This is a genomic window from Pelagibacterium lentulum (genome assembly GCF_003992625.1).
GTDB classification, from domain to species: domain Bacteria; phylum Pseudomonadota; class Alphaproteobacteria; order Rhizobiales; family Devosiaceae; genus Pelagibacterium; species Pelagibacterium lentulum.
In genome coordinates this window covers 20,997-40,035 of record NZ_RZMW01000043.1, presented here as the reverse complement: position 1 = coordinate 40,035, position 19,039 = coordinate 20,997, and the positions used below count along the sequence as shown (strand labels likewise).

Genomic DNA, 19,039 nt, shown 5'->3' with positions numbered 1-19,039 from the left:
AATGTCCATTGTCAGGCGTCTTGCGTCGAAATCGGCCATAATGTTCGGCATGCGGGTCGGTGGGGCCGGCTTCATTTTCATCGTTCAGGCAGCGATCGCGCGTGTCTGGGGCGCGGAAGCGCTGGGCGATTATCTTCTGGTGATTGCATCGGCAAATCTGCTCGCGGTCGTGATGCCTTTAGGGTTCCAGACCGTGGGTACTTATTTTGCCGCAGAATACCGGGCAAATGGGGAGGGGCGGCATCTGCGCCGATTCCTCTTGCGGGCCTATGGTCATGTTGTGGCCATCGGCGTGGCTATAACGCTTTTTGGCTGGCCGGTCACGTTTTTGATGGGCGCGCCGGGCGAGCATCTACTCGCGCTTTGGGTTCCCACAAGCCTCGTCGCAGTTTCCACGGCCCTGACTTTTATCAGTTGTACCATTCTTGTGGGACTCAAACGCCCCTTGGCCGGCTATGTGCCCGATATGGTGTTTCGGCCAATGCTTTTGATTTCCGCCTTTGCAATCATTGCAGGTGTCGCGCAGGGGCCGGAACTCGAAGCCATGCTCTGGTTGTTCTCGGCCTTTATGGTGGGGCTGGTTCTGGTGCATTTCGGGTTGGTTGTCCACGCTGCAAAGCAGGTTCCGGCGCAGGACGATCTGCGCCCGCATGAAGCGCGCAAATGGTGGCGTTTCGCTGCGCCCTGGGTGCTGATTACACTGGCGTCGGACTATTTCTTTGACATCAACCTGCTACTCCTTGCCGGGTTGCTGGATCGGACCGATCTGGCGATCTTCGGTGTCAGCACTCGCATATTCGCATTGGTGTCGTTCGGTGTCGTGGCGGTCTATGCCATGACGCTGCCCGATATGTTCGAGGCGGATGCAAACGATGATCGGCGCGCCTTTGAAAAACGGGTTGGGGAAGCCAATTTCGTCGCAACGCTTTTGGCCGCCTCGCTGTTTATCGGTGTCCTGCTGTTCGGCCGTTATCTTCTGATGTTGTTCGGTGAAGAATTTAGCGCCGGTGCCGTGCCTATGAGTATTCTATGCCTTGCGCTTGTGGTGCGCGCGATGTTCGGCCCGGCTTCGCTTGTGCTTTCGATTCATGATAAACCCGCTGCCAGCCTGCCCTCGGTGGCGCTGGGCATCATCGCCCTTGTCATTGGTAATTTTGTGCTTGTGCCCGGCTATGGCCTTATGGGTGCAGCGATTTCGGCGCTGATCGCCATCAGTCTGTGGTCGGTTTCGCTTTGGCTCACCGCATGGCGGCATGCCAAGGTCGACGTTTCGATCTTCAACCGGTTCCGCATCGCGCCAGCGGGCTAATCGAGTATTCCGCGCAGGCGCAGTTTCATCCGTGCTGCAAACGACAGGCTCATGCCATTGTCATATTCGGGATCGCTTTTGTTCAATTTGCGTTCCATGACGAGATAATCTTCGCCAAAGATATGCTGTTCGAGGTGAGCGACCTGCTTGTAGCCGTAGCGCTTGAGAAGTGCGAGGGCGGGGCGATTGTCGGGCCGTGTGTAGGTCGAGGCCTTGTGGAAGCGCGAATTGTCCCAATGGGAGATGAAAGCCTCCATGCCGAACCGGCCGAGCGGAGTGCCTCGGAACTGCGGGAAAATGGCAGACCAGTATTGGAATATGGTGCCATTGGAAGGCCCCGAGATCAGAAAGCCACCGGTCTGGCCGTCCATTTCCAGAAGCAGGACATGCCATGGATCGATTTCGACAAGGGTGCGCAGGAAGGATTTGTCCAGCCGTGCCTTCTCGTAGGTTTTGAAGCGATTGTTGTAGTAAGGCATGGAATCGATGAGTTCCATCAGCTCGCGATGGACCAAATTGATGTCGCTCCACCGTGCGGGCCGCGATGTCATCTGGCTCATGTCGTTTGCTCTCGTCTTGCCGAAAGCAGGTATTGTCTCCTCTTTAGCCTAAAAAAACGTCACCAAGGAACCAGCCAGGAATTACGATGGTAGTGGCGTCGGCTCGCAGCTTGCTCGAGCTTGCTTGAGCAGGTTAGAAGGAGGCTCGAACTGAAGCATATCTGGGAGGAACCATAATGAGTTCGCAGTCCGTGTTTGCCCCGTCCGAGGATGTGGTGGCCAAGACCTATGTGACCGCTGACAAATATGAAAAGATGTATGCCCGCTCGGTCAGCGATCCAGAAGGGTTTTGGGGCGAACAGGGCAAGCGGATCGATTGGATCAAGCCCTATACCAAGGTCAAGAATACAAGCTTTGCCTGGCCCGATATCTCGATCAAATGGTTCGAGGATGGCGAGCTGAATGTTTCCGCAAACTGCATCGACCGCCATCTCGAAACAAGGGGCGATCAGGTCGCGATCATTTTCGAGCCTGACGATCCCAAGGCTGAAGCGCGCCATATCACGTATCGCGAGCTTCATGCGGAGGTCTGCCGCTTTGCCAATGTGCTGAAGCAATTGGGCGTCAGGAAAGGCCATCGGGTCACGATCTATCTGCCCATGATCCCGGCTGCAGCTTATGCCATGCTGGCTTGCGCGCGCATTGGCGCGGTGCATTCGGTTGTCTTTGGCGGGTTTTCGCCCGATGCACTTGCCGGTCGCATTAATGACTGTGACAGTGCTGTGGTCATAACGGCGGATGAAGGCAGGCGTGGAGGCAAGACGGTGCCCTTGAAGGCCAATGTCGACAAGGCGCTTGAAGATTGTCCGGGCGTTCGGAACGTGCTGGTGGTCGAAAATACCGGCGGTGAGGTTGCGATGAAAGGCAGCCGCGACGTCTGGTGGCATGAGGCTGCGGCGGGAGTCGAGCCGTTCTGTGAACCTGAGCCGATGAATGCGGAAGACCCGCTCTTCATCCTTTATACGTCAGGTTCGACAGGGAAGCCCAAGGGCGTGCTGCATACGACCGGCGGCTATCTCGTCTATGCTTCGCTGACCCACGAACTCACTTTCGATTATCGCGATGGTGAAGTGTTCTGGTGTACGGCGGATGTTGGTTGGGTTACGGGGCACTCCTATATCGTCTATGGACCGCTTGCCAATGGCGCGACCACGCTGATGTTCGAGGGCGTGCCGAACTATCCCGATGCGGGGCGGTTCTGGGACGTTTGCGACAAGCATAAGGTCAATATCTTTTATACCGCGCCGACAGCCATTCGGGCGCTCATGGGTGCCGGAAACGAGTTTGTGGCCCGTGCCGATCTGTCGAGCCTGCGGCTGCTTGGCACGGTTGGCGAACCGATCAATCCCGAAGCGTGGATGTGGTATCACAAGCAGGTGGGCCGCGAGCGCTGCATCATTGTCGATACCTGGTGGCAGACCGAAACCGGTGGTTTCATGATTACGCCTTTGCCCGGGGCCATCCCGACCAAGCCCGGTTCAGCCACAAAGCCATTCTTTGGCGTACAGCCAGTGGTTCTGGAGCCGGAAAGCGGCAAGGTGATCGAGGAGACCGAAGCGGCCGGGGTGCTTGCCATCGCCGATAGCTGGCCGGGCCAGATGCGTACGATTTATGGCGATCATCAGCGTTTCAAGGAAACTTATTTCCAGCAATATAAGGGCTTCTATTTCTCAGGCGATGGCTGCCGTCGGGATGCGGACGGCTATTACTGGATTACGGGGCGCGTCGATGACGTGCTCAACGTTTCCGGCCACCGGTTGGGTACGGCTGAAATCGAAAGCGCGCTCGTTGCTCACCCGAAGGTTTCCGAAGCGGCGGTGGTTGGCTTCCCGCATGACGTGAAAGGGCAGGGCATTTATTGCTATGTGACGCTTATGGCGGGAGAGGCTGCGTCCGACGATCTCGCGGTGGAATTGCGCAACTGGGTGCGCAAGGAAATCGGGCCGATCGCCTCGCCCGATCATATCCAGTTTGCACCGGGACTTCCCAAAACCCGCTCAGGCAAGATCATGCGCCGCATTCTGCGTAAGGTCGCAGAAAACGATTTCGGATCGCTAGGCGATACCTCGACACTGGCAGACCCGGCAGTGGTCGACGATCTTATCGAAAACCGCAAGAATCGTTAGTGGCACCGACAAAGGGCAGGAGGTGACTTCCTGCCCTTTAAGGTATTGTTTCGAAATGGATTAATTCCGGTCTGGCGTTGCTAATCCCGTTGGGAAAACCCGTCTCCAGACAATTGCTTGCGGCGCTCTTGCCGTAAATCAACATTTTAGCAGGTATTGACTCATTAGGCTGCAGCTTGGGCAAAGGACGTTTGTCTCGCTTGTCTGAGTGCGGTGAATGTAAGTGGTTATTCTTGTTCTGGGACAAGGTGTTTCCATAATGCGGCATCAGAACGGGCGTTGAGACAAATGTCCGGCATGTTGTGTGCAGGGGGCATAGGAACCGGTGACGCATTTTCGACACCTGTTCATAACAGGAACAGTCAGTCTGATCGTCGTGATCGGGCTCCTCGCCGGTTGGCTGACACCTGTTGACGATGCGCTGCGCGATCTGCGCTTCGAGCAGGCGCAGCGGGCCGCGAGCGGCGATTTGGTTTTCGTGCAGGCAAATGCGCTCAGCGCATCCAATCTTGTCGCCAATTCCAGGGCCCGCAGCGACTATGCCGAAGCGATCGACGTGCTTTTGGATCTCGGCGCCAGTAAGGTGGTGCTCGCGGTCAACCTGAGCAGTATGCTCGGCCTGATGGACGATCTTGCCCTTGGCGAAGCGCTGCGTTCGGCGGGCGGCAAGGTCCTCACCACCGCCTACCAACTTGGCGGCACGCAGGAGGGCGGCACCTATGTCCTCAAGGGCCTGCTGCAACCCCACGAGCGCTTCATAACTGTAACGCCCCCTGTCTTTGCTGACAATTTCCCTGATGCCGATGGCAAGCTACGGCGTTATCGCGCGGCGGTCGTCTATGATGGTTGGGTTCTGGAAACGATGGCGACGGCGCTTGTTCCTCAAGGCGCGGCGCGCGGGTCGGCATTTCTGATCGATTACGGCATTGACCTCGATACAGTGCCTCGCATTGGCCTTGAAGACCTGCTGTCGGGGGATGTCGCACCCGCCATGATTGCCGGCAAGCAGATCATTATCGGCGTGGACCAGCATGCGCCCGGCGACATGGCCCTGGCTCCGCGCTATGGACTTATCGATATCGTCAGCGTGCAACTGCTCGCGGTCGAAACGCTCCTGCAGCAGCGCAATCTGGTTGACGCGGGTCATTGGCCGACGATCCTGATGGTGATGGGCGTGGCGCTGACGTTCTGGGTATTGCGGCGACGCCTCGCGCTCCGCTCTGCCGTTCTGGGCGCCATGGCCTATTCGCTGTTGCTGGAAACTCTTGCGCTGGCCCTGCATTTGCATTCCGGTTTGCTGCTCAACACTGCCGGGGTACATCTGGCCCAACTCGGCTTTGTGTTCGCTGCCTTCTTGCACGAACTCGACCTCAAGGCGCGGTCGCTGTCGGCCACCTCGCTGGAGCGGGACTCCATGCGCGGTATTCTCGCGCGGGTCGTTGCTGACAATTTCGATGGTGTGGTCGTTGTCGACAAAAGCCAGATCATCCGCGCGGCCAGCCGACTTGCCGAAGACATCGTCGGTACAGATTTGCGCGGCCGATTGATGCACGATGTGTTGCCCCAGGCCTTTCAGGACGTGCTTGCAGCGGCCCTGGATGACGGCGTGGTGGTGGATACCACAACCGGCACCACAATCACCGGCGGGGATGGCAGTGAACGCATTATCGAATATGTGGTGACGCTTTCCAGCCTTGAGGATGGCGAAGTCAGCCCGGAAAGTGCAGGGCGGGTTGCCTGCCTCACATTCCGCGATGTCACCGAGCGCAGGCAGGTCGAAAGGCGGCTTGTCTTTCTTGCCGAACATGACACGCTGACCGGCGCCGTGTCGCGTCCTCGCTTCCTCAAGATTGTCGAGTCGAATCTGCCTACGCCCGATGCACGCGCGACCGGCCTTCGGGTGATGATTGTCGGCCTGACCCGGCTCAAGACTGTCAACGACACGCTCGGGCATGATTTTGGCGATATGCTTTTGCGGCAGGCGGTCAAGCGGCTGACGAGCCTTGATGTAATCTGCATCGGTCGGCTTGAAACCAATAGTTTCGGCATTCTCGTGCCGGGGCGGCTGGACGATAATGATGCCCAGGCGTTTGCCGAAAAGGTACTGGCTACCATTACTGCACCTTACGATCTCGATGGGCACCATGCGATCGTCGGCGCAAATCTGGGGATGACCGATACCGGGTTGTCGCTCTTTGACCCCGAAACGCTCGTCGCGCACGCTACGATGGCGCTTTCGCGCGCCAGCGATCTGCCTGGCAATGCCATCGCGGTCTTCGATGAGGAGATGAACCAGCGGATCAAATCCAAGCAGGAGATGGAAGTTGCCCTGCGCCGCGCGCTGGATAGCGATGAGTTCTCGGTCCATTACCAGCCGCAGGTCGCGCTTGATAGCGGCGAGGTCATAGGGGTCGAGGCGCTGATCCGCTGGAGCCACCCGGAAATGGGCAATATTCCACCGGGCCAGTTCATTCCCACGGCAGAAGAAACCGGGCTCATTATCGAACTGGGCCGCTGGGTGCTGCGCCGGGCCTGCATGGAGGTTGGGGGTTGGCCCAAGCCGGTTCAGCTATCGGTCAACGTATCTCCGCTGCAATTTGAGCATGGCGACATCGTTGCCGATGTGCGTGAGGCGCTGGAAGAATCCGGATTGCCGGCAGAGCGGCTTGTGGTCGAGATCACAGAAAGCCTGCTTATTACCGAAACGTCCCAGTTTACCGCCAAGCTTGAAGAGTTGCGCGCGTGTGGCATCGGCGTTGCGCTCGACGATTTCGGGACAGGCTATTCCTCGCTCAGCTATTTGGGACGCCTTCCGATCGACAAGATCAAGATCGACCAGAGCTTTGTAAGCGGTTTGCCGGACAACGCCGCTTCCACAGCGATCATCCGGGCCGTGCTGATGCTGGCGGATTCACTGGACAAATCGGTGATTGCTGAGGGCATAGAAACCGTCGATCAGGCGTGGCTCCTGCGCCTTTTGGGCTGTCGAATAGGGCAGGGGTACTACTTCGGCAGGCCGTGTCCGGCAGTCGATCTTGTGGCTAAGCTCAATGAGGATGAAGCCGACAAAATGCCGATGGAGGCAATGGGCTGAAAAAAGTCCCATTGCGGTGACAGGTAGAGGGCACCAGTGCGCGGGAATTGTGCAAAACTGCGCCTGATCCGAAATACTGTTTCGCCGGAGCTCTCAGTGTATCGCCTTATTGCCTCGTCCATCGTTGCCGTCTGCCTTTCGCTTGCAAATGCCGGGAGCGTTTTGAGCCAAAGCCTTGAAACGATGGCGGGTCAGATGATTCTCATGGGGTTTCAGGGCGCATCCACTTCCGATGCTAATTTCCGCGCTGTGCGCGATCAGGTGGCAGCGGGCCGTATCGGTGGCGTGATGTTCCTGCGGACCAACATTTCCAGCCTGTCGGATGTGCGAGCAATGAATGGCGCCTTGCGTGCGGCAAGGCCCTGGCTTGCGCCGCTGATTGCGCTCGATCAGGAGGGAGGACAGATTCGCAGGCTGACTGCGGAAGTGGGCTTTGAGGAAATTGCCTCAGCCGAAGCGATCGGGCGCACCGATCCGGATACAGCGTTCGCCATCTATGGCGACCTTGCCAGGCGGCTGGCGGCTTTGGGGTTCAACGTCAATTTCGGTCCGGTCGTCGATCTCAACATCAATCCCGACAATCCGATCATCGCGCGATATGAGCGCGCCTTTGGGGTAGAGGCCCAGGCCGTGGCAGCGTTCGGCACCGCCTTTGTCGAAGCGCATCGGCAGGCAGGTGTACTGACGGCGCTCAAGCATTTTCCCGGTCACGGTTCCAGCACCGGCGATACCCATGAGGGGTTTGTCGATGTAACCGACGACTGGCAGGACGTTGAACTGGAGCCCTATCGGCTCATGCTGGCTGCGGGCGAGGTCGATATGGTCATGGTCGCGCATATCTTTCACGAAGATTACGCAGGAAACGGAGCGGTGCAATTGCCCGCTTCCTTGTCGCCGGACTGGATCGAGGGCGTCTTGCGCGGTCAGTTGGGCTTTGATGGCGTGGTTATCAGCGACGATATGCAAATGGGTGCCGTGCGTGCGCATTTCGACCTGCGCGAAACCATCGTGCGCGCGGTGATGGCAGGCAACGATATTCTGCTGTTCTCCAATACCGCCGATTTCGACCCTGACCTCGGCAACCAGATTCACGCGATCCTTGTGGAAGAGGGTCGCGCCGATCCGAATTTTGCCGCCCGCATCGCGCAGAGTTATGAGCGCATTGCGCGGCTCAAGCGCCAGCTACCACCCGTCCGATGACCCGTTTCGTCGCGCTGCTTTACTCGATCAGTCTTAATGACGGCGCGCGGTTGAAAATGGAGCCGTTCCGGCAGTTTGCCGAGGGGCTGGGTCTTGCAAATCCAAGAACGGTGCTTTCGACAGGCAACCTGATTTTCGATAGTGCCGCGCGCAGCGCGCCCAAACTGACTGCAATGCTGGAGGTGGCTTTTGCCGAGCGGTTCGGCCGCCGCATCGACATTATCGTACGCAGTGGCAAGGATTGGCAAAGGCTTGCCGCTGCCAATCCTTTTGTCGATCTGCCAGACAGTGAAGCGTCGCGGATCGGGGTCCGCGTCATGCGCGAGCCGCTGACTGCCCAAGCACGGGCCTATTTGGCCAGCAAGGTTACAGGAACCGAGAAGCTCGTCGTTGTCGATGGCGATCCCTGGATGCATTTTGCCGATAAGGTTGCTGGCACGCCGCTTGCCAATGCCCTTGGCAGCCGGCGTATTGGTGCCGGTACGATGCGGAACCTGAACTGCGTGCGCAAGATTGCTGCGGCCTTGTAGGTACATGCGAAAATCGGGTGGCTGACACCACCATCGCTGTCATAACAAACATCTTGGCAGACAGATGTCTTCCTGCTAAAAGGTCAGCAATACTGACATATATAATGGATGTTTTCCGATGAATACCGCGCTTGTCACAGCGTTTCTTCTGGCGGCAGTTTCGGCATTTTTCTCACCGGGGCCAAACAACCTCATGCTGATGACCTCGAGTGCCAAGTTTGGACTTGGCCGAACGGTGCCACATGCCATGGGGATCATTTTCGGATTCCCGCTCATGGTGTTCGTTGTGGGGCTCGGGCTTGGCGAGTTGTTCGTTGCCTATCCGCAGATCAATATCGTGATGCGCTATCTCGCCGCCGCCTATTTCCTGTGGATGGCATGGACCATGCTGGGCATCAGGATCGGCGCGGCCAGCGGTTCGGAACGTCCGATGCGCTTTTACGAGGCGGCGCTGTTCCAATGGGTCAATCCAAAGGCCTGGGCCATGGCGGTGAGTTTCGTTGCGCTTTTCGTGCCGGGCGGCGAAGGGCGGATGCTGGCCCTTGCGGCGCTGACAATCGGATGCATTGCCGTTGGGCCGTTCTCCGCAACCACCTGGATGGTATTCGGGCAGGGGCTCATTGCCTTCTTGCGCCGCACCGATATGGAAAATCTTCTGGGCTGGATTCTGGCCGGGTTGATGGTGGCTTCGGTTATCCTGTTCCTGATTTGACCGGCACTCCCTAAAGTGCCATGAACAGAAGCCGGATTCGCGCGGGCGTGGGTCTGGACAGCAGGGTTCAATACGGAACGCGTTCATGGATCAGACTGGGGCCGTCCACAATGTGAGGGCGCTCTTTATCAGTGATGTTCACCTTGGCATGCGCGCTATTCGCGTTACCGAGCTGATCCAGTTCCTGGAGCGTTACGAGGCCGATACGATCTATGTCGTGGGCGATCTTATCGATGGCTGGCGGTTGCAAAAGGAATGGTACTGGCCGCCCGAGTACGATCAGCTTGCCCAGAGCTTTTTCGACAAGGCCAACAGGGGCGCCAAGCTCGTTTATCTCGCCGGCAACCATGACGAGTTCCTGCGCGATTATCTGGGTACCTATTTCGGCGGCGTCGAAATTGTCGACCGCGCCATTCACACGACTGCCGACGGCAAAGACTATCTCGTTATCCATGGCGACCAGTTCGATGTGGTCGTCGCCAATGCCAAGTGGCTCGCCCATATCGGTGACTGGGCCTACAACTTCGCGCTCAAGATCAATGTCGTGGTCAATTGGGTGCGGCGGCGGCTCGGGCTTTCCTATTGGTCGCTATCGGCCTGGGCCAAGCGCAAAGTCAAAAACGCGGTCAGCTTCATGGGGCGCTTTGAGGAGGCCCTCGCGCTCGAAGCGCGGAACTCCAAGGTGGAAGGCGTTATTTGCGGTCATATCCATCAGGCCGCCATGCACCATAAATTCGGCATCCATTATCTCAATTCCGGCGATTGGGTGGAAAGCTGCACCGCCATTATCGAAACCCATGATGGCGCGTTCGAGCTGATCCGCTGGAAAGATATTTCAGCCCCGCGCAAGCGCCGCAGATGGCGGCGGCGGAAGGATGAAACGGCTGACATTTAGGCGCTGGTCGCCGAAATGTAACATATTAGAACTTGCAAGCGCGCGTCATTCATCGCAGTCTGGCCTCGCTCTTATAAGGCTTTCAACTCCTCTGTTATGGATTCCTCGCTGTGGCCCTGATCATGCCCGCCCGGCTCGCTTCGCCTGAAGCGCGGACCGGGCTTTACTATCTGACCATGTTCATGCCCGCAGGCGTAGCCTCGCTGCTGTTGCCCGTCTGGCTGGATTCCAAGGGCATTTCCGAAGAGCAGATCGGCATTATCAATGCGGCGCCGATCTTTGCCATGATCGTGCTCAATCTCGTCGTCGGCCGTATTGCCGACAAGGCCAAGGACTGGCGCAGTGTCATTGTTGCGGGGTCAATCCTTGCCGCAGTCGTTCCCCTCGGCCTTGGTTTTGTCGATGAGTTCTGGGGCATTCTGTTGTTCTGGACGCTTGCAACCATTCCCTTTCTCGCGCTTGAACCTGTGATCGATGCGGCGGCAATGCGCATGACGCGACGGCGTGGATCGGACTTTGCACTTGTCCGCGTTTGGGGGACCGTTGGCTATATCATTGCAACTGCTCTTGCAGGGCTTATTTTTGGCTGGGTTGGCATTGCGATTTTCGTTCCGCTCTTCATCGTCGCGTCGCTGATGCGTGGAGGGGCCTCGCTGTCCTTGCCGTTCTTTCGAGCGCCGGACAACAGCCCCGACCGCAGCCCGGTTCTGGATGCCGATGCCGCGACCACCATGCGGCAGGTGTTCCGTCCCTGGTTTTTGCTACCCCTTATCGGCACGGCGCTGTTGCAGGCCAGTCATTTCGTTCTGATGGCATTCGGTGCGCTATTGTGGCTGCGCATCGGCATTCCCGAAGAGGCGATCGGGCTGTTGTGGGGCATTGCACCGTTGGGCGAAGTCATCGTCATGTTGTTTTTCGCGCGGATCGCACGACGCTTCTCCGCGCGCCACCTGCTTTTGGCTGCGTGCCTTCTGGCCGTGGTGCGTTGGTCGGGTGTGGCGGTCGCGAGCGAGGTCTGGCAGCTTGCTATTTTGCAGGTCATGCACATGTTCACCTTCGGGCTGGCTTATCTCGGCGTTGTCAATTTCATCGCCAACTGGACCGGAGAATCGATTGCCGCGCAGGCGCAGAGCTTCTTTACCGTTTTGCGTCAGGTCTCCAACGTTATTGCGCTGCTGGTCTTTGGTCCGCTGGTGGCGATCTTTGGCATCAAGAGTTTTTATGCCGCAGCGGCCCTTGCTGCGGTCGGCGCGGCGATGATTTTCGCCTCGCTCATAATCATGCGCACCAAGCGCTGAATCTGTCGCTTCTCTTTCGCTGTCACGAAAGTTTTGTGCAAATCAGGCAGAAGCTGTCTCGCTGTCGATGGACAACGGGACACGCTCATGCAGCCCTGTGCTTCCAACCGCCGCGTGCGGACGCTCTTTATCTCCGACGTGCATCTGGGTATGCGCGACATGCGCATCGATGCTCTTATCGATTGCCTCACAAAGATCGAAGCCGAGACGATCTATCTGGTCGGCGACATCGTTGATGGCTGGCGTCTGCGCAAGAGTTGGTACTGGGCGCAAAGCTACAACGCGCTGGTGCAAATGCTCATCGAGAAGAGCAGGGCTGGCACGCGAATCGTCTATCTGCCTGGCAATCACGATGAGTTTTTGCGCGATCACATCGGCACCGTGCTTGGCGATGTCGAAGTCATTGACCGCGCCATCCATATCGGCGCCGATGGCAAAACTTATCTGGTTCTGCATGGCGACCAGTTCGATGTGGTCGTGCGTCATGCGCGCTGGCTCGCTCATATCGGGGACTGGGCCTATAACGCGTCGTTGCGCGCCAACGGCCTGATAAACTGGGGCCGTCGTCGGCTCGGTTTGCCATACTGGTCGCTCTCGGGCTGGGCCAAGCGCAACGTCAAGAACGCCGCAAGCTATATTGGCCGCTTCGAGGAGGCCCTTTGCCATGATGCCCGGCAGGCCGGTGTCGATGGTGTCGTTTGCGGGCATATTCATCACGCCATCATCCATGACCGGTTTGGCGTCACCTATCTCAATTGTGGGGATTGGGTGGAAAGCTGCACCGCCATTGTCGAAGATTTTAACGGACGCTTCGAGTTGCTCCGCTGGCCCTCGACATTGCCCGCCCAACCCCGTCGACGGATCAAGCGCCGACCAACCCCAATTGACATTCCCCAGCAGATTTCGCTCCGATCCTAGGAGATAAGTCCAATGGTCAGATTACTGATCGTCACCGACGCATGGCACCCGCAAGTCAACGGGGTTGTGCGATCCCTCGAACGCGTGGGGCAACACCTGTCCGGTCGCGGATACGATGTGCACTATCTCACGCCCGACGCCTTCTGGACGATGCCGCTGCCCACTTACCCTGAAATCCGCCTGTCGCTTGCGACTCGTGCGGCTGTCAGCGAGCATATAGTGAGGGCTGCGCCCGACTATATCCACATCGCAACCGAAGGTCCGCTCGGGCTTGCAGCCCGCCATGCCTGCCTGGCCTTGGATCTCACCTTTTCGACAAGCTATCACACGCGTTTCCCTGAATATGTGGCTGCGCGGCTGCCGGTGCCACTGGAATGGAGCTACGCCTATCTGCGCTGGTTTCATGAGGCTGCGGCAGTCACCATGGCGCCCACACCCAGCGCCATAGACGATCTCAGGATGCACGGATTTTCCCGTCTGGCACTGTGGTCGCGCGGGGTCGATACCAGCCGGTTCGCGCCCGGTCCGAAATCCTGTTTTGCCGGTTTGCCCGGCCCGCATATGCTCTATGTCGGTCGTGTCGCGGTGGAAAAGAATATCGAGGCGTTTTTACAACTCGATCTGCCTGGCACCAAGATTGTGGTGGGCGATGGCCCGCAACGCGAGCAGCTAGAGCGGAACTATTCCGAGGCGGTCTTTCTGGGCAAGAAAACCGGCTCAGACCTTACCGCGCTTTATCAGAGCGCCGATGTCTTTGTCTTTCCATCGCGCACCGATACGTTCGGCAATGTCTTGATCGAGGCGCTGGCTTGCGGCGTGCCGGTTGCCGCCTACCCGGTGATGGGGCCGCGCGATGTTCTGACCGACCCGGCCTCCGGCGCACTTGATGAGGATCTGGGCAGAGCGGTCACGCGGGCGCTCGGCCTATCGCGGCTCGCGGCGTACAAGCACAGCCTTAATTTTACATGGGATCGCGCCGCAGACCAGTTTGCCGCCAATCTGCATCCCGCTGCTGCGCCCCTGCGGATCGTTGCCTGAAAAAGCAAAACGCGGCATCTCTGCCGCGTTCACTTGATCCGTTAATGCAAGCCCGATCAGTTCAACCGGCCCGACGCATGGGCAAGCATGGTATAGACTTTGCCGCGGTTGGACATGAGCAGTTCAAAGGTGACTGCCATGCCGTTGGGGCCTTTGGCCTCCTCACGCAAAAGCTGCTCGAACTCGCCCATATAGGCGGTGGCGGTGCGGCCGAATTCGGCATCGCGTTCCATCTTGCGCTTCACCTCGTCAAAGGTCGCCTGACCCGTGATTGTATAGAGACGGCGGTTGAACGCGCCCGAATGTCCATCCTGATAGCGGTTCCAGGCGTCGGCGAGAGCCCGGTCGTCGATTGCGCGGGCGATTTCATCGGTGAGGCTGGAGAGATTGATCTGGCGCGAGCCGCCGGCCTGATTAGCCGAGGCATTGCGCAGCACATCGCGCAGCCAGCCTGCTTCGTTCGGGCTGGGTTGCGGGGGTGCAGATGCCGGATTGGGTGCCTGTGTCGGCACGGCGGCAGGTGCTTCCTGGCGGGGGGCTTGAGCCTGGGCAGACCGTGATTGTGCCAGCGCTTCATTCAGGCGTTCGGACGGCGATTTCGGCTGTGCCTGGGGCGCTTCAGCCATCGCGGGTTGACGCGGCGGTTCAGGACGGCGAACGGGTTCCGAACGCTGCTGGACGGGAGTTGGAGCCGGCTCAACACGGCGCTGGGGCGCGGGCTGTTGCGTGCGTGCAGGGCGCGAAGCGCTGCGGCCTGACACTTCGTGAGTGTTGGGCTGGGCCCGAACGATAGCGTTGAGTTCGGAAAGTGCCTCGATCTGTTCTGCCACGACGCGGCGCATTGCCGCTGCGCTGGCGCGTGTTTCTTCCGGCAGGTCGAGGACCGAACGCTGCAATTCGTTGCGGGTCGCTTCAAGTTCGCTGCCAAGCTGGGAGGCGGTCATGCGCATTGCTTCTGCTGTGTCGGTGAAGCGGCGTGTCGCATCGGCATAGGCGCGTTCGATGTCGGCGAGCAGTTCGGCCTGGGTCTGGCGCAGTGCGTTGCTTGCACGCTCGCCTTCGCCCGATGCCAGGTCGCCGATATGGGTGATCTGCCCGGTAACGGCATCCGATGTCGAGGACAGAGCTTCTTCCATGGCCCGGCGGGCGGCAATGAGCCTGTGCTCGGTCGCGTTGACGGTTTCCGCGATGTTCTGCGCAAAGCCGCGCAGGCGGGTGTCGATTTCCTCGGTGCGGGCGGTAAAGCCTTCTGCCAAGGCATCCATGGCCGCTCGGCGATTTTCCAGAGTATCAACGGTCGAGTTGCCCACCTCGGCGAGATTGGCCGCTGCGTCGGTGAAGGTCGTGGTTTCGTTACGCAACTGGCCGGAAATCGAGCCGAACTGCTCCAGCATGGTTTCGATGGTCGATTGCAAAGCCTTGACGTGGTTGCCTACGAGAGAACCAGCCTGTTCGGTGCCTTCGAGTGCATCGCGCACGGCCTGGGAGTAGCTTGCCGTCTGGTCGTTTACGCTGCCTTGCAGACGCGCGAGATTGCCGGTTGAGCTTTCCAGAACGCGCTGGAGCAGCAGGTTGGCATCGTTGAGCTTGCGCAGCGATTCGGTGACTTCATGTTGAATCCGGTTTGTGGATTCGGCCATGATTTCTTCGGACTCCCGGGCATTTGCTTCCAGCGCTGCGCGCAGCAGGTTGGTCTGGCTGCCCAGCGCATTGGTAAGCTGGTTCTGCTTGGCATCGATAAGCTCGGCAAAGCCATCGGTGTGCTGGGCGACGATCTTGTTGAGTTCGGCGGCCTTGCGACCGAGTTCGTCTGCGGTATGAACGGCGCGGACTTCCACAAGGTCTTCGATCTGGACTGCGGCGGTCTTGAACTCTTCCATGGCCTTACGGACAACCGCGTCCATGCGCATGGCGGTCTGCTCGACATCGGTTGCGATATTAGCTGTGATGTTGGCCAGTTTGTCGTTGAGCACGTTTTCGATGCGGTCCGCGCCGCCTTCGAGATCCCGTATCGATTGGCCGATAGCGCTGTGGATCGAAGAGGTGAGGGTGGATTCGATCCGGTCGGCACCCGCTTCGAGATCGCGCATGGAATCGGAAATCGTGCCGTGGATTGCTTCGTTGAGATGAGCTAGGCGCTCGGCAGTGATTTCGGCGCGGGTGGTGATGGCTTCGGGCAGGGTGCCGAGGCGATCGTCGACCATTTCGGTAATGGCATTGCGCGCTTCGCCGAGCCGCGATTCAACGAGGCTGGCCGCTTCGTGGGCGCTCTGTCCAACGGTCTGAGCGGCAGAATCGATGCGGGCGGTGATGCCGGTTTCCGCGTCGGCAATTCTGGTAATTGCCGTATCGATTTCGCGCCCGATATTGGAATTGACTTCGGCGACCTTACCCTCGATGAGCGACGATACCTGATTGGTGCGGCTTTCCATCGTTTCGGTGATGTTGACCAGGCTTGCATCGACGGTCGAGCGGAAGTTTTCGCTCGAAGTGTCCATGGCTGCGGAAAGTTCGCCCGTGCGCTCGGCAATGGTTCCGCTCAGGCGCTCGGCCTTTTCGTCCAGCGCCGCTTCCAGATAATTGGCCGAACCGGTGATGCGGCGGTCGAGACGGTCGGAAGCCTCATCGATGGTTGTGCCCAGGAAGCTGGTGCGCTCGCTCAGCGTTTCGGTAAGCTGGCTGGCGGTGATGTCGAGCATCGAGTTCATGGCGCCGGTGCGCTCGGCCAGAACGTCGTCGATCTGGGTTGTGCGCGCGGCAATCGTATTGTCGAGTTGAGCGGTGCGGCTGCCGATGGCGTTTTCGAGCTGCTCGGTACGTTCGGCGAGCGTGCTCTCGAGCTGTTCCGTGCGCGATCCAATCGTGTTCTCAAGCTGGCTCGTGCGCTCGCCGAGTTTGCTTTCGAGTTCGTTGGAGCGGGCATTGAGCGCAGCTTCCAGTTGCTCGGTCCGCTCTGTCAGAGCGCCTTCCAGTTCAATGGTGCGTGCGCTTAGAGTTGAATCGAGGTGAACTGTGCTTTGATTGATTGTTCCCTCAAGCTGGGCCGAACGTTCCGCGAAGGTTGTTTCAAGTTCTGCCGTGCGCTCGGCAAGAGCGCCGCTGAACGCGGCTGTGCGTTCGCCCAGCGTCGTGTCGAGTGCGCTAGTGCGCTCTGCGACGGTGCTATCGATCTGGGCCGCGCGCGCTTCAAGCCTGGAATCCAGGTCTGCGGTGCGTTCCTGGAGGCTTGCGTCGATTTCCTCGGCGCGGGCGCCCAATGTGGCGCTGAGGCCGTCGACGCGGGACTCGATGGCATCGACGATCTGTGAGGAGCCGAGTTCGACTGCGACCGCGAATGCCGTGCTGCGGTCGTCGAGCAGGCTATTGAGCAGGCTGACCTTCTCGTCGACAAGACCGGCAAAGCGATCGGCGCGGCCATCGAGCGCGGCATTGAGCGAAGTGCTCTTGTCCTCGATAACGCCTTCCAGATGGCTGGCGCTGTCGCGGAACCGGTCGGCATGGCTGTCGAGCGTGGTGATGAGCTTCTCGCCCTTTTCGCCGACAATCGTGTCGACCGCGCTGATGCGGCTGTCGAGAACAACGGAAATCTCGTCCACGCGGGCATTGAGCTGGGCCAGTGTTTCATTGCCTGCGCGCTCGACAGTCTCCCGGCTGCGATCGGCAGAGTCCTGGAAAGCGCTGTCAAGTTGCAGGGCAAGCGTCTGCATCTGGCTATCGAGCGCGTTTGTCTGGATCGAGAAGGTTTCGTCCAACCGTTCGGTGATGCGCGAGAGCGCGGCCTGCGCCTCCTCGGAGCGATTGGCGATGTCGTGGGAGACCTTTTCGCCCATCTCGGCGAAAGCTGTCGAAAGGTTCTCGCCGCGCTGGGAGAAGTCGAGCAGTATCGAGTCGCTTGATGTCCTCAGCACATCGGTAAGCGAAGCGGCACGGTCTTCGATAGCCGCGGAAATGGACACCGTATGGGAATCCAGCGCATTGACCAGAGAATCGACGCGGGCATCGACTGTGCTGGCGATAGCTTCGGCACGTGAATCGAGTGCGCTGGTCAGAGCGTCTGTGCGCTCGGTAAAGGCGGTCTGGATGCGATCCGCACCGGAGGTCAAGGTTTCGCCCAAAGCAACGTTGCGTTCATCAAGCAGTACGGACAGGCGATTGCCGGTTTCAGAAAGCGCGTTTTCAACCCGATCGGTATGGCCTGAAAGCGCAGTCTGGATGGCTTCGGCGTTGGATGTCAGCGTGGTTTCGAGACGCTCTGTGGTCCCATCGATCGCACTGGTCAGCGTGTTAGCCCTGTCGCTCAATGTGCCATCAAGGCGGCTGGCGCTGTCGTCCAGCGCCATGAGAAGATCGGACGTGCGGCCATCGACCAGCTCGGTAAATGAGCGCGAGCGGTTGTCAAACGCCGTTTCAAGGGCTGAGGTGGCGGTTTCGATGCTCGATGCAATCGAGGTTCCGCGTTCGTTGAGCGCAGCGGTGACTTCGGTGCCCGCATTGCGCAGGCGTTCGGTGAGTTCGGAACCGGCAACTTCGAGATCGGATGCGACACTGCCATGAACCGCGGCTATGGCTTCACGCATCTTTTCCGAATTGGTCACAACCGATTCACGCTGGTTGCCCAGCTCCTCGATCAACTGGCGCATGCGCGTTTCGTTGTCGGAATAAGAGCGTTCGAGCGCGGTCACTTCATTGTGGACCATCACCTCAAGCTCGCTCGCACGCGAAAGGGCGCGTTCGAGCCCGTCGCCAATGGCATTAACCTCGCGGCGCACGGCCTGGCCAACGGTTGCGATCTTGTGGGCGGCAGCGGATTCGGGCTCATTGAGCCGGATGGCGGCCTGCGTCATGGAATTGGCGGCAAGGCGCAGGTCCTGCGCGCGGCGCACAAGGAAGGCAATGGAAAACATTGCCAGAACCGGCAGCGCGATGATGGCGGCAAGCGCTGCAAAATCGAGTGTCTGGGCAAATTCGCCAAAGGTTAGCCCAGCACCGAACTGGGCACCGTAGCGCAGCCATGCGATGGCGCCGACGCCCGCAATCCAGAGTGCGGCGGCAATGATGGCAACCCAGAGCGGGGCGTTTGAAGCCTTGTTCTGGACGGCAAACAGCACAGATGGTGAGGCAGAACGGTCATCATTGGCAACGGTAGAGGCCTGCGCTGCGATCTTGTCGGCAGCGCGCAGTCTTTCGTTTGAGGTGCGGCCTTCGCTCCGTTTGGGTTGGAATTCGGTTTTTCGCGCTGGCTTGTCTTCCATCGAGAAAACCGATTCCTTCAGTGCGTCCTCGACAGCGGAAAATGCCAATGCTGCCAGATCGTCCTTAGGAGGGGTCGATTTTTTCGCCATACTCTCAACTACTCTTT

Annotated in this window: 12 protein-coding genes; 10 read left to right on the top strand and 2 right to left on the bottom strand. The window is 59.0% G+C overall.

The features are described from left to right. Nucleotide 1 precedes the first annotated feature (1 nt). Nucleotides 2–1,309, top strand: coding sequence for a lipopolysaccharide biosynthesis protein (locus tag EO133_RS17100; protein WP_127073875.1), 1,308 nt, complete (start codon nucleotides 2–4; stop codon nucleotides 1,307–1,309). Here EO133_RS17100 and EO133_RS17095 read toward each other — a convergent pair. Next, nucleotides 1,306–1,869, bottom strand: a complete 564-nt coding sequence (locus EO133_RS17095; protein WP_127073874.1) for a GNAT family N-acetyltransferase — start codon at nucleotides 1,867–1,869, stop codon at nucleotides 1,306–1,308. The genes EO133_RS17100 and EO133_RS17095 overlap by 4 nt on opposite strands. A gap of 176 nt (nucleotides 1,870–2,045) precedes the next feature. Between EO133_RS17095 and acs the strand changes: the two genes are divergently transcribed. From acs to EO133_RS17050, 9 genes are all read left to right on the top strand, one after another. Continuing rightward, on the top strand, nucleotides 2,046–3,995 hold the full coding sequence (acs, locus tag EO133_RS17090; protein WP_127073873.1) for an acetate--CoA ligase: 1,950 nt from the start codon (nucleotides 2,046–2,048) through the stop codon (nucleotides 3,993–3,995). A gap of 325 nt (nucleotides 3,996–4,320) precedes the next feature. Beyond that, a complete protein-coding gene (locus EO133_RS17085; RefSeq protein WP_127073872.1) occupies nucleotides 4,321–7,089 on the top strand; it encodes an EAL domain-containing protein in 2,769 nt (922 codons plus the stop codon). Between the two features lie 96 nt (nucleotides 7,090–7,185). Then, nucleotides 7,186–8,289, top strand: coding sequence for a glycoside hydrolase family 3 protein (locus EO133_RS17080; RefSeq protein ID WP_127073871.1), 1,104 nt, complete (start codon nucleotides 7,186–7,188; stop codon nucleotides 8,287–8,289). After that, nucleotides 8,286–8,819 carry a DUF1697 domain-containing protein gene (locus EO133_RS17075; RefSeq protein ID WP_127073870.1) on the top strand — a complete coding sequence of 178 codons (534 nt, stop codon included), beginning with the start codon at nucleotides 8,286–8,288 and terminating at the stop codon, nucleotides 8,817–8,819. Before EO133_RS17080 ends, EO133_RS17075 begins: the two co-directional genes overlap by 4 nt. Before the next feature lie 118 nt (nucleotides 8,820–8,937). Next, nucleotides 8,938–9,531, top strand: coding sequence for a LysE family translocator (locus EO133_RS17070; RefSeq protein WP_127073869.1), 594 nt, complete (start codon nucleotides 8,938–8,940; stop codon nucleotides 9,529–9,531). Between the two features lie 85 nt (nucleotides 9,532–9,616). Further along, a complete protein-coding gene (locus tag EO133_RS17065) occupies nucleotides 9,617–10,426 on the top strand; it encodes a UDP-2,3-diacylglucosamine diphosphatase (RefSeq protein WP_127073868.1) in 810 nt (269 codons plus the stop codon). Between the two features lie 110 nt (nucleotides 10,427–10,536). Next, on the top strand, nucleotides 10,537–11,724 hold the full coding sequence (locus tag EO133_RS17060) for an MFS transporter (protein WP_127073867.1): 1,188 nt from the start codon (nucleotides 10,537–10,539) through the stop codon (nucleotides 11,722–11,724). A gap of 87 nt (nucleotides 11,725–11,811) precedes the next feature. Continuing rightward, the gene (locus EO133_RS17055; protein ID WP_127073866.1) at nucleotides 11,812–12,642 is read left to right on the top strand and encodes a UDP-2,3-diacylglucosamine diphosphatase; all 831 of its coding nucleotides are present in this window, start codon (nucleotides 11,812–11,814) and stop codon (nucleotides 12,640–12,642) included. Between the two features lie 12 nt (nucleotides 12,643–12,654). Then, complete coding sequence (locus EO133_RS17050) at nucleotides 12,655–13,680, top strand: glycosyltransferase family 4 protein (protein ID WP_127073865.1); 1,026 nt, start codon at nucleotides 12,655–12,657, stop codon at nucleotides 13,678–13,680. A 56-nt stretch (nucleotides 13,681–13,736) separates the two neighbouring features. On the opposite strand, the gene EO133_RS17045 is transcribed toward EO133_RS17050, so the two are convergent. Continuing rightward, entirely contained in the window at nucleotides 13,737–19,022 is a 5,286-nt protein-coding gene (locus EO133_RS17045) for an apolipoprotein A-IV repeat region-like domain-containing protein (protein ID WP_127073864.1), read from the bottom strand. Nucleotides 19,023–19,039: the final 17 nt, after the last annotated feature.

Bases quoted from the DNA above. Each gene is read 5' to 3' on its own strand.
- EO133_RS17100 (WP_127073875.1), top strand. From the start codon at position 2: ATGTCCATTGTCAGGCGTCTTGCGTCGAAATCGGCCATAATGTTCGGC.
- EO133_RS17095 (WP_127073874.1), bottom strand. From the start codon at position 1,869: ATGAGCCAGATGACATCGCGGCCCGCACGGTGGAGCGACATCAATTTG.
- acs (WP_127073873.1), top strand. From the start codon at position 2,046: ATGAGTTCGCAGTCCGTGTTTGCCCCGTCCGAGGATGTGGTGGCCAAG.
- EO133_RS17075 (WP_127073870.1), top strand. From the start codon at position 8,286: ATGACCCGTTTCGTCGCGCTGCTTTACTCGATCAGTCTTAATGACGGC.
- EO133_RS17070 (WP_127073869.1), top strand. From the start codon at position 8,938: ATGAATACCGCGCTTGTCACAGCGTTTCTTCTGGCGGCAGTTTCGGCA.
- EO133_RS17065 (WP_127073868.1), top strand. From the start codon at position 9,617: ATGGATCAGACTGGGGCCGTCCACAATGTGAGGGCGCTCTTTATCAGT.
- EO133_RS17055 (WP_127073866.1), top strand. From the start codon at position 11,812: ATGCAGCCCTGTGCTTCCAACCGCCGCGTGCGGACGCTCTTTATCTCC.
- EO133_RS17050 (WP_127073865.1), top strand. From the start codon at position 12,655: ATGGTCAGATTACTGATCGTCACCGACGCATGGCACCCGCAAGTCAAC.
- EO133_RS17045 (WP_127073864.1), bottom strand. From the start codon at position 19,022: ATGGCGAAAAAATCGACCCCTCCTAAGGACGATCTGGCAGCATTGGCA.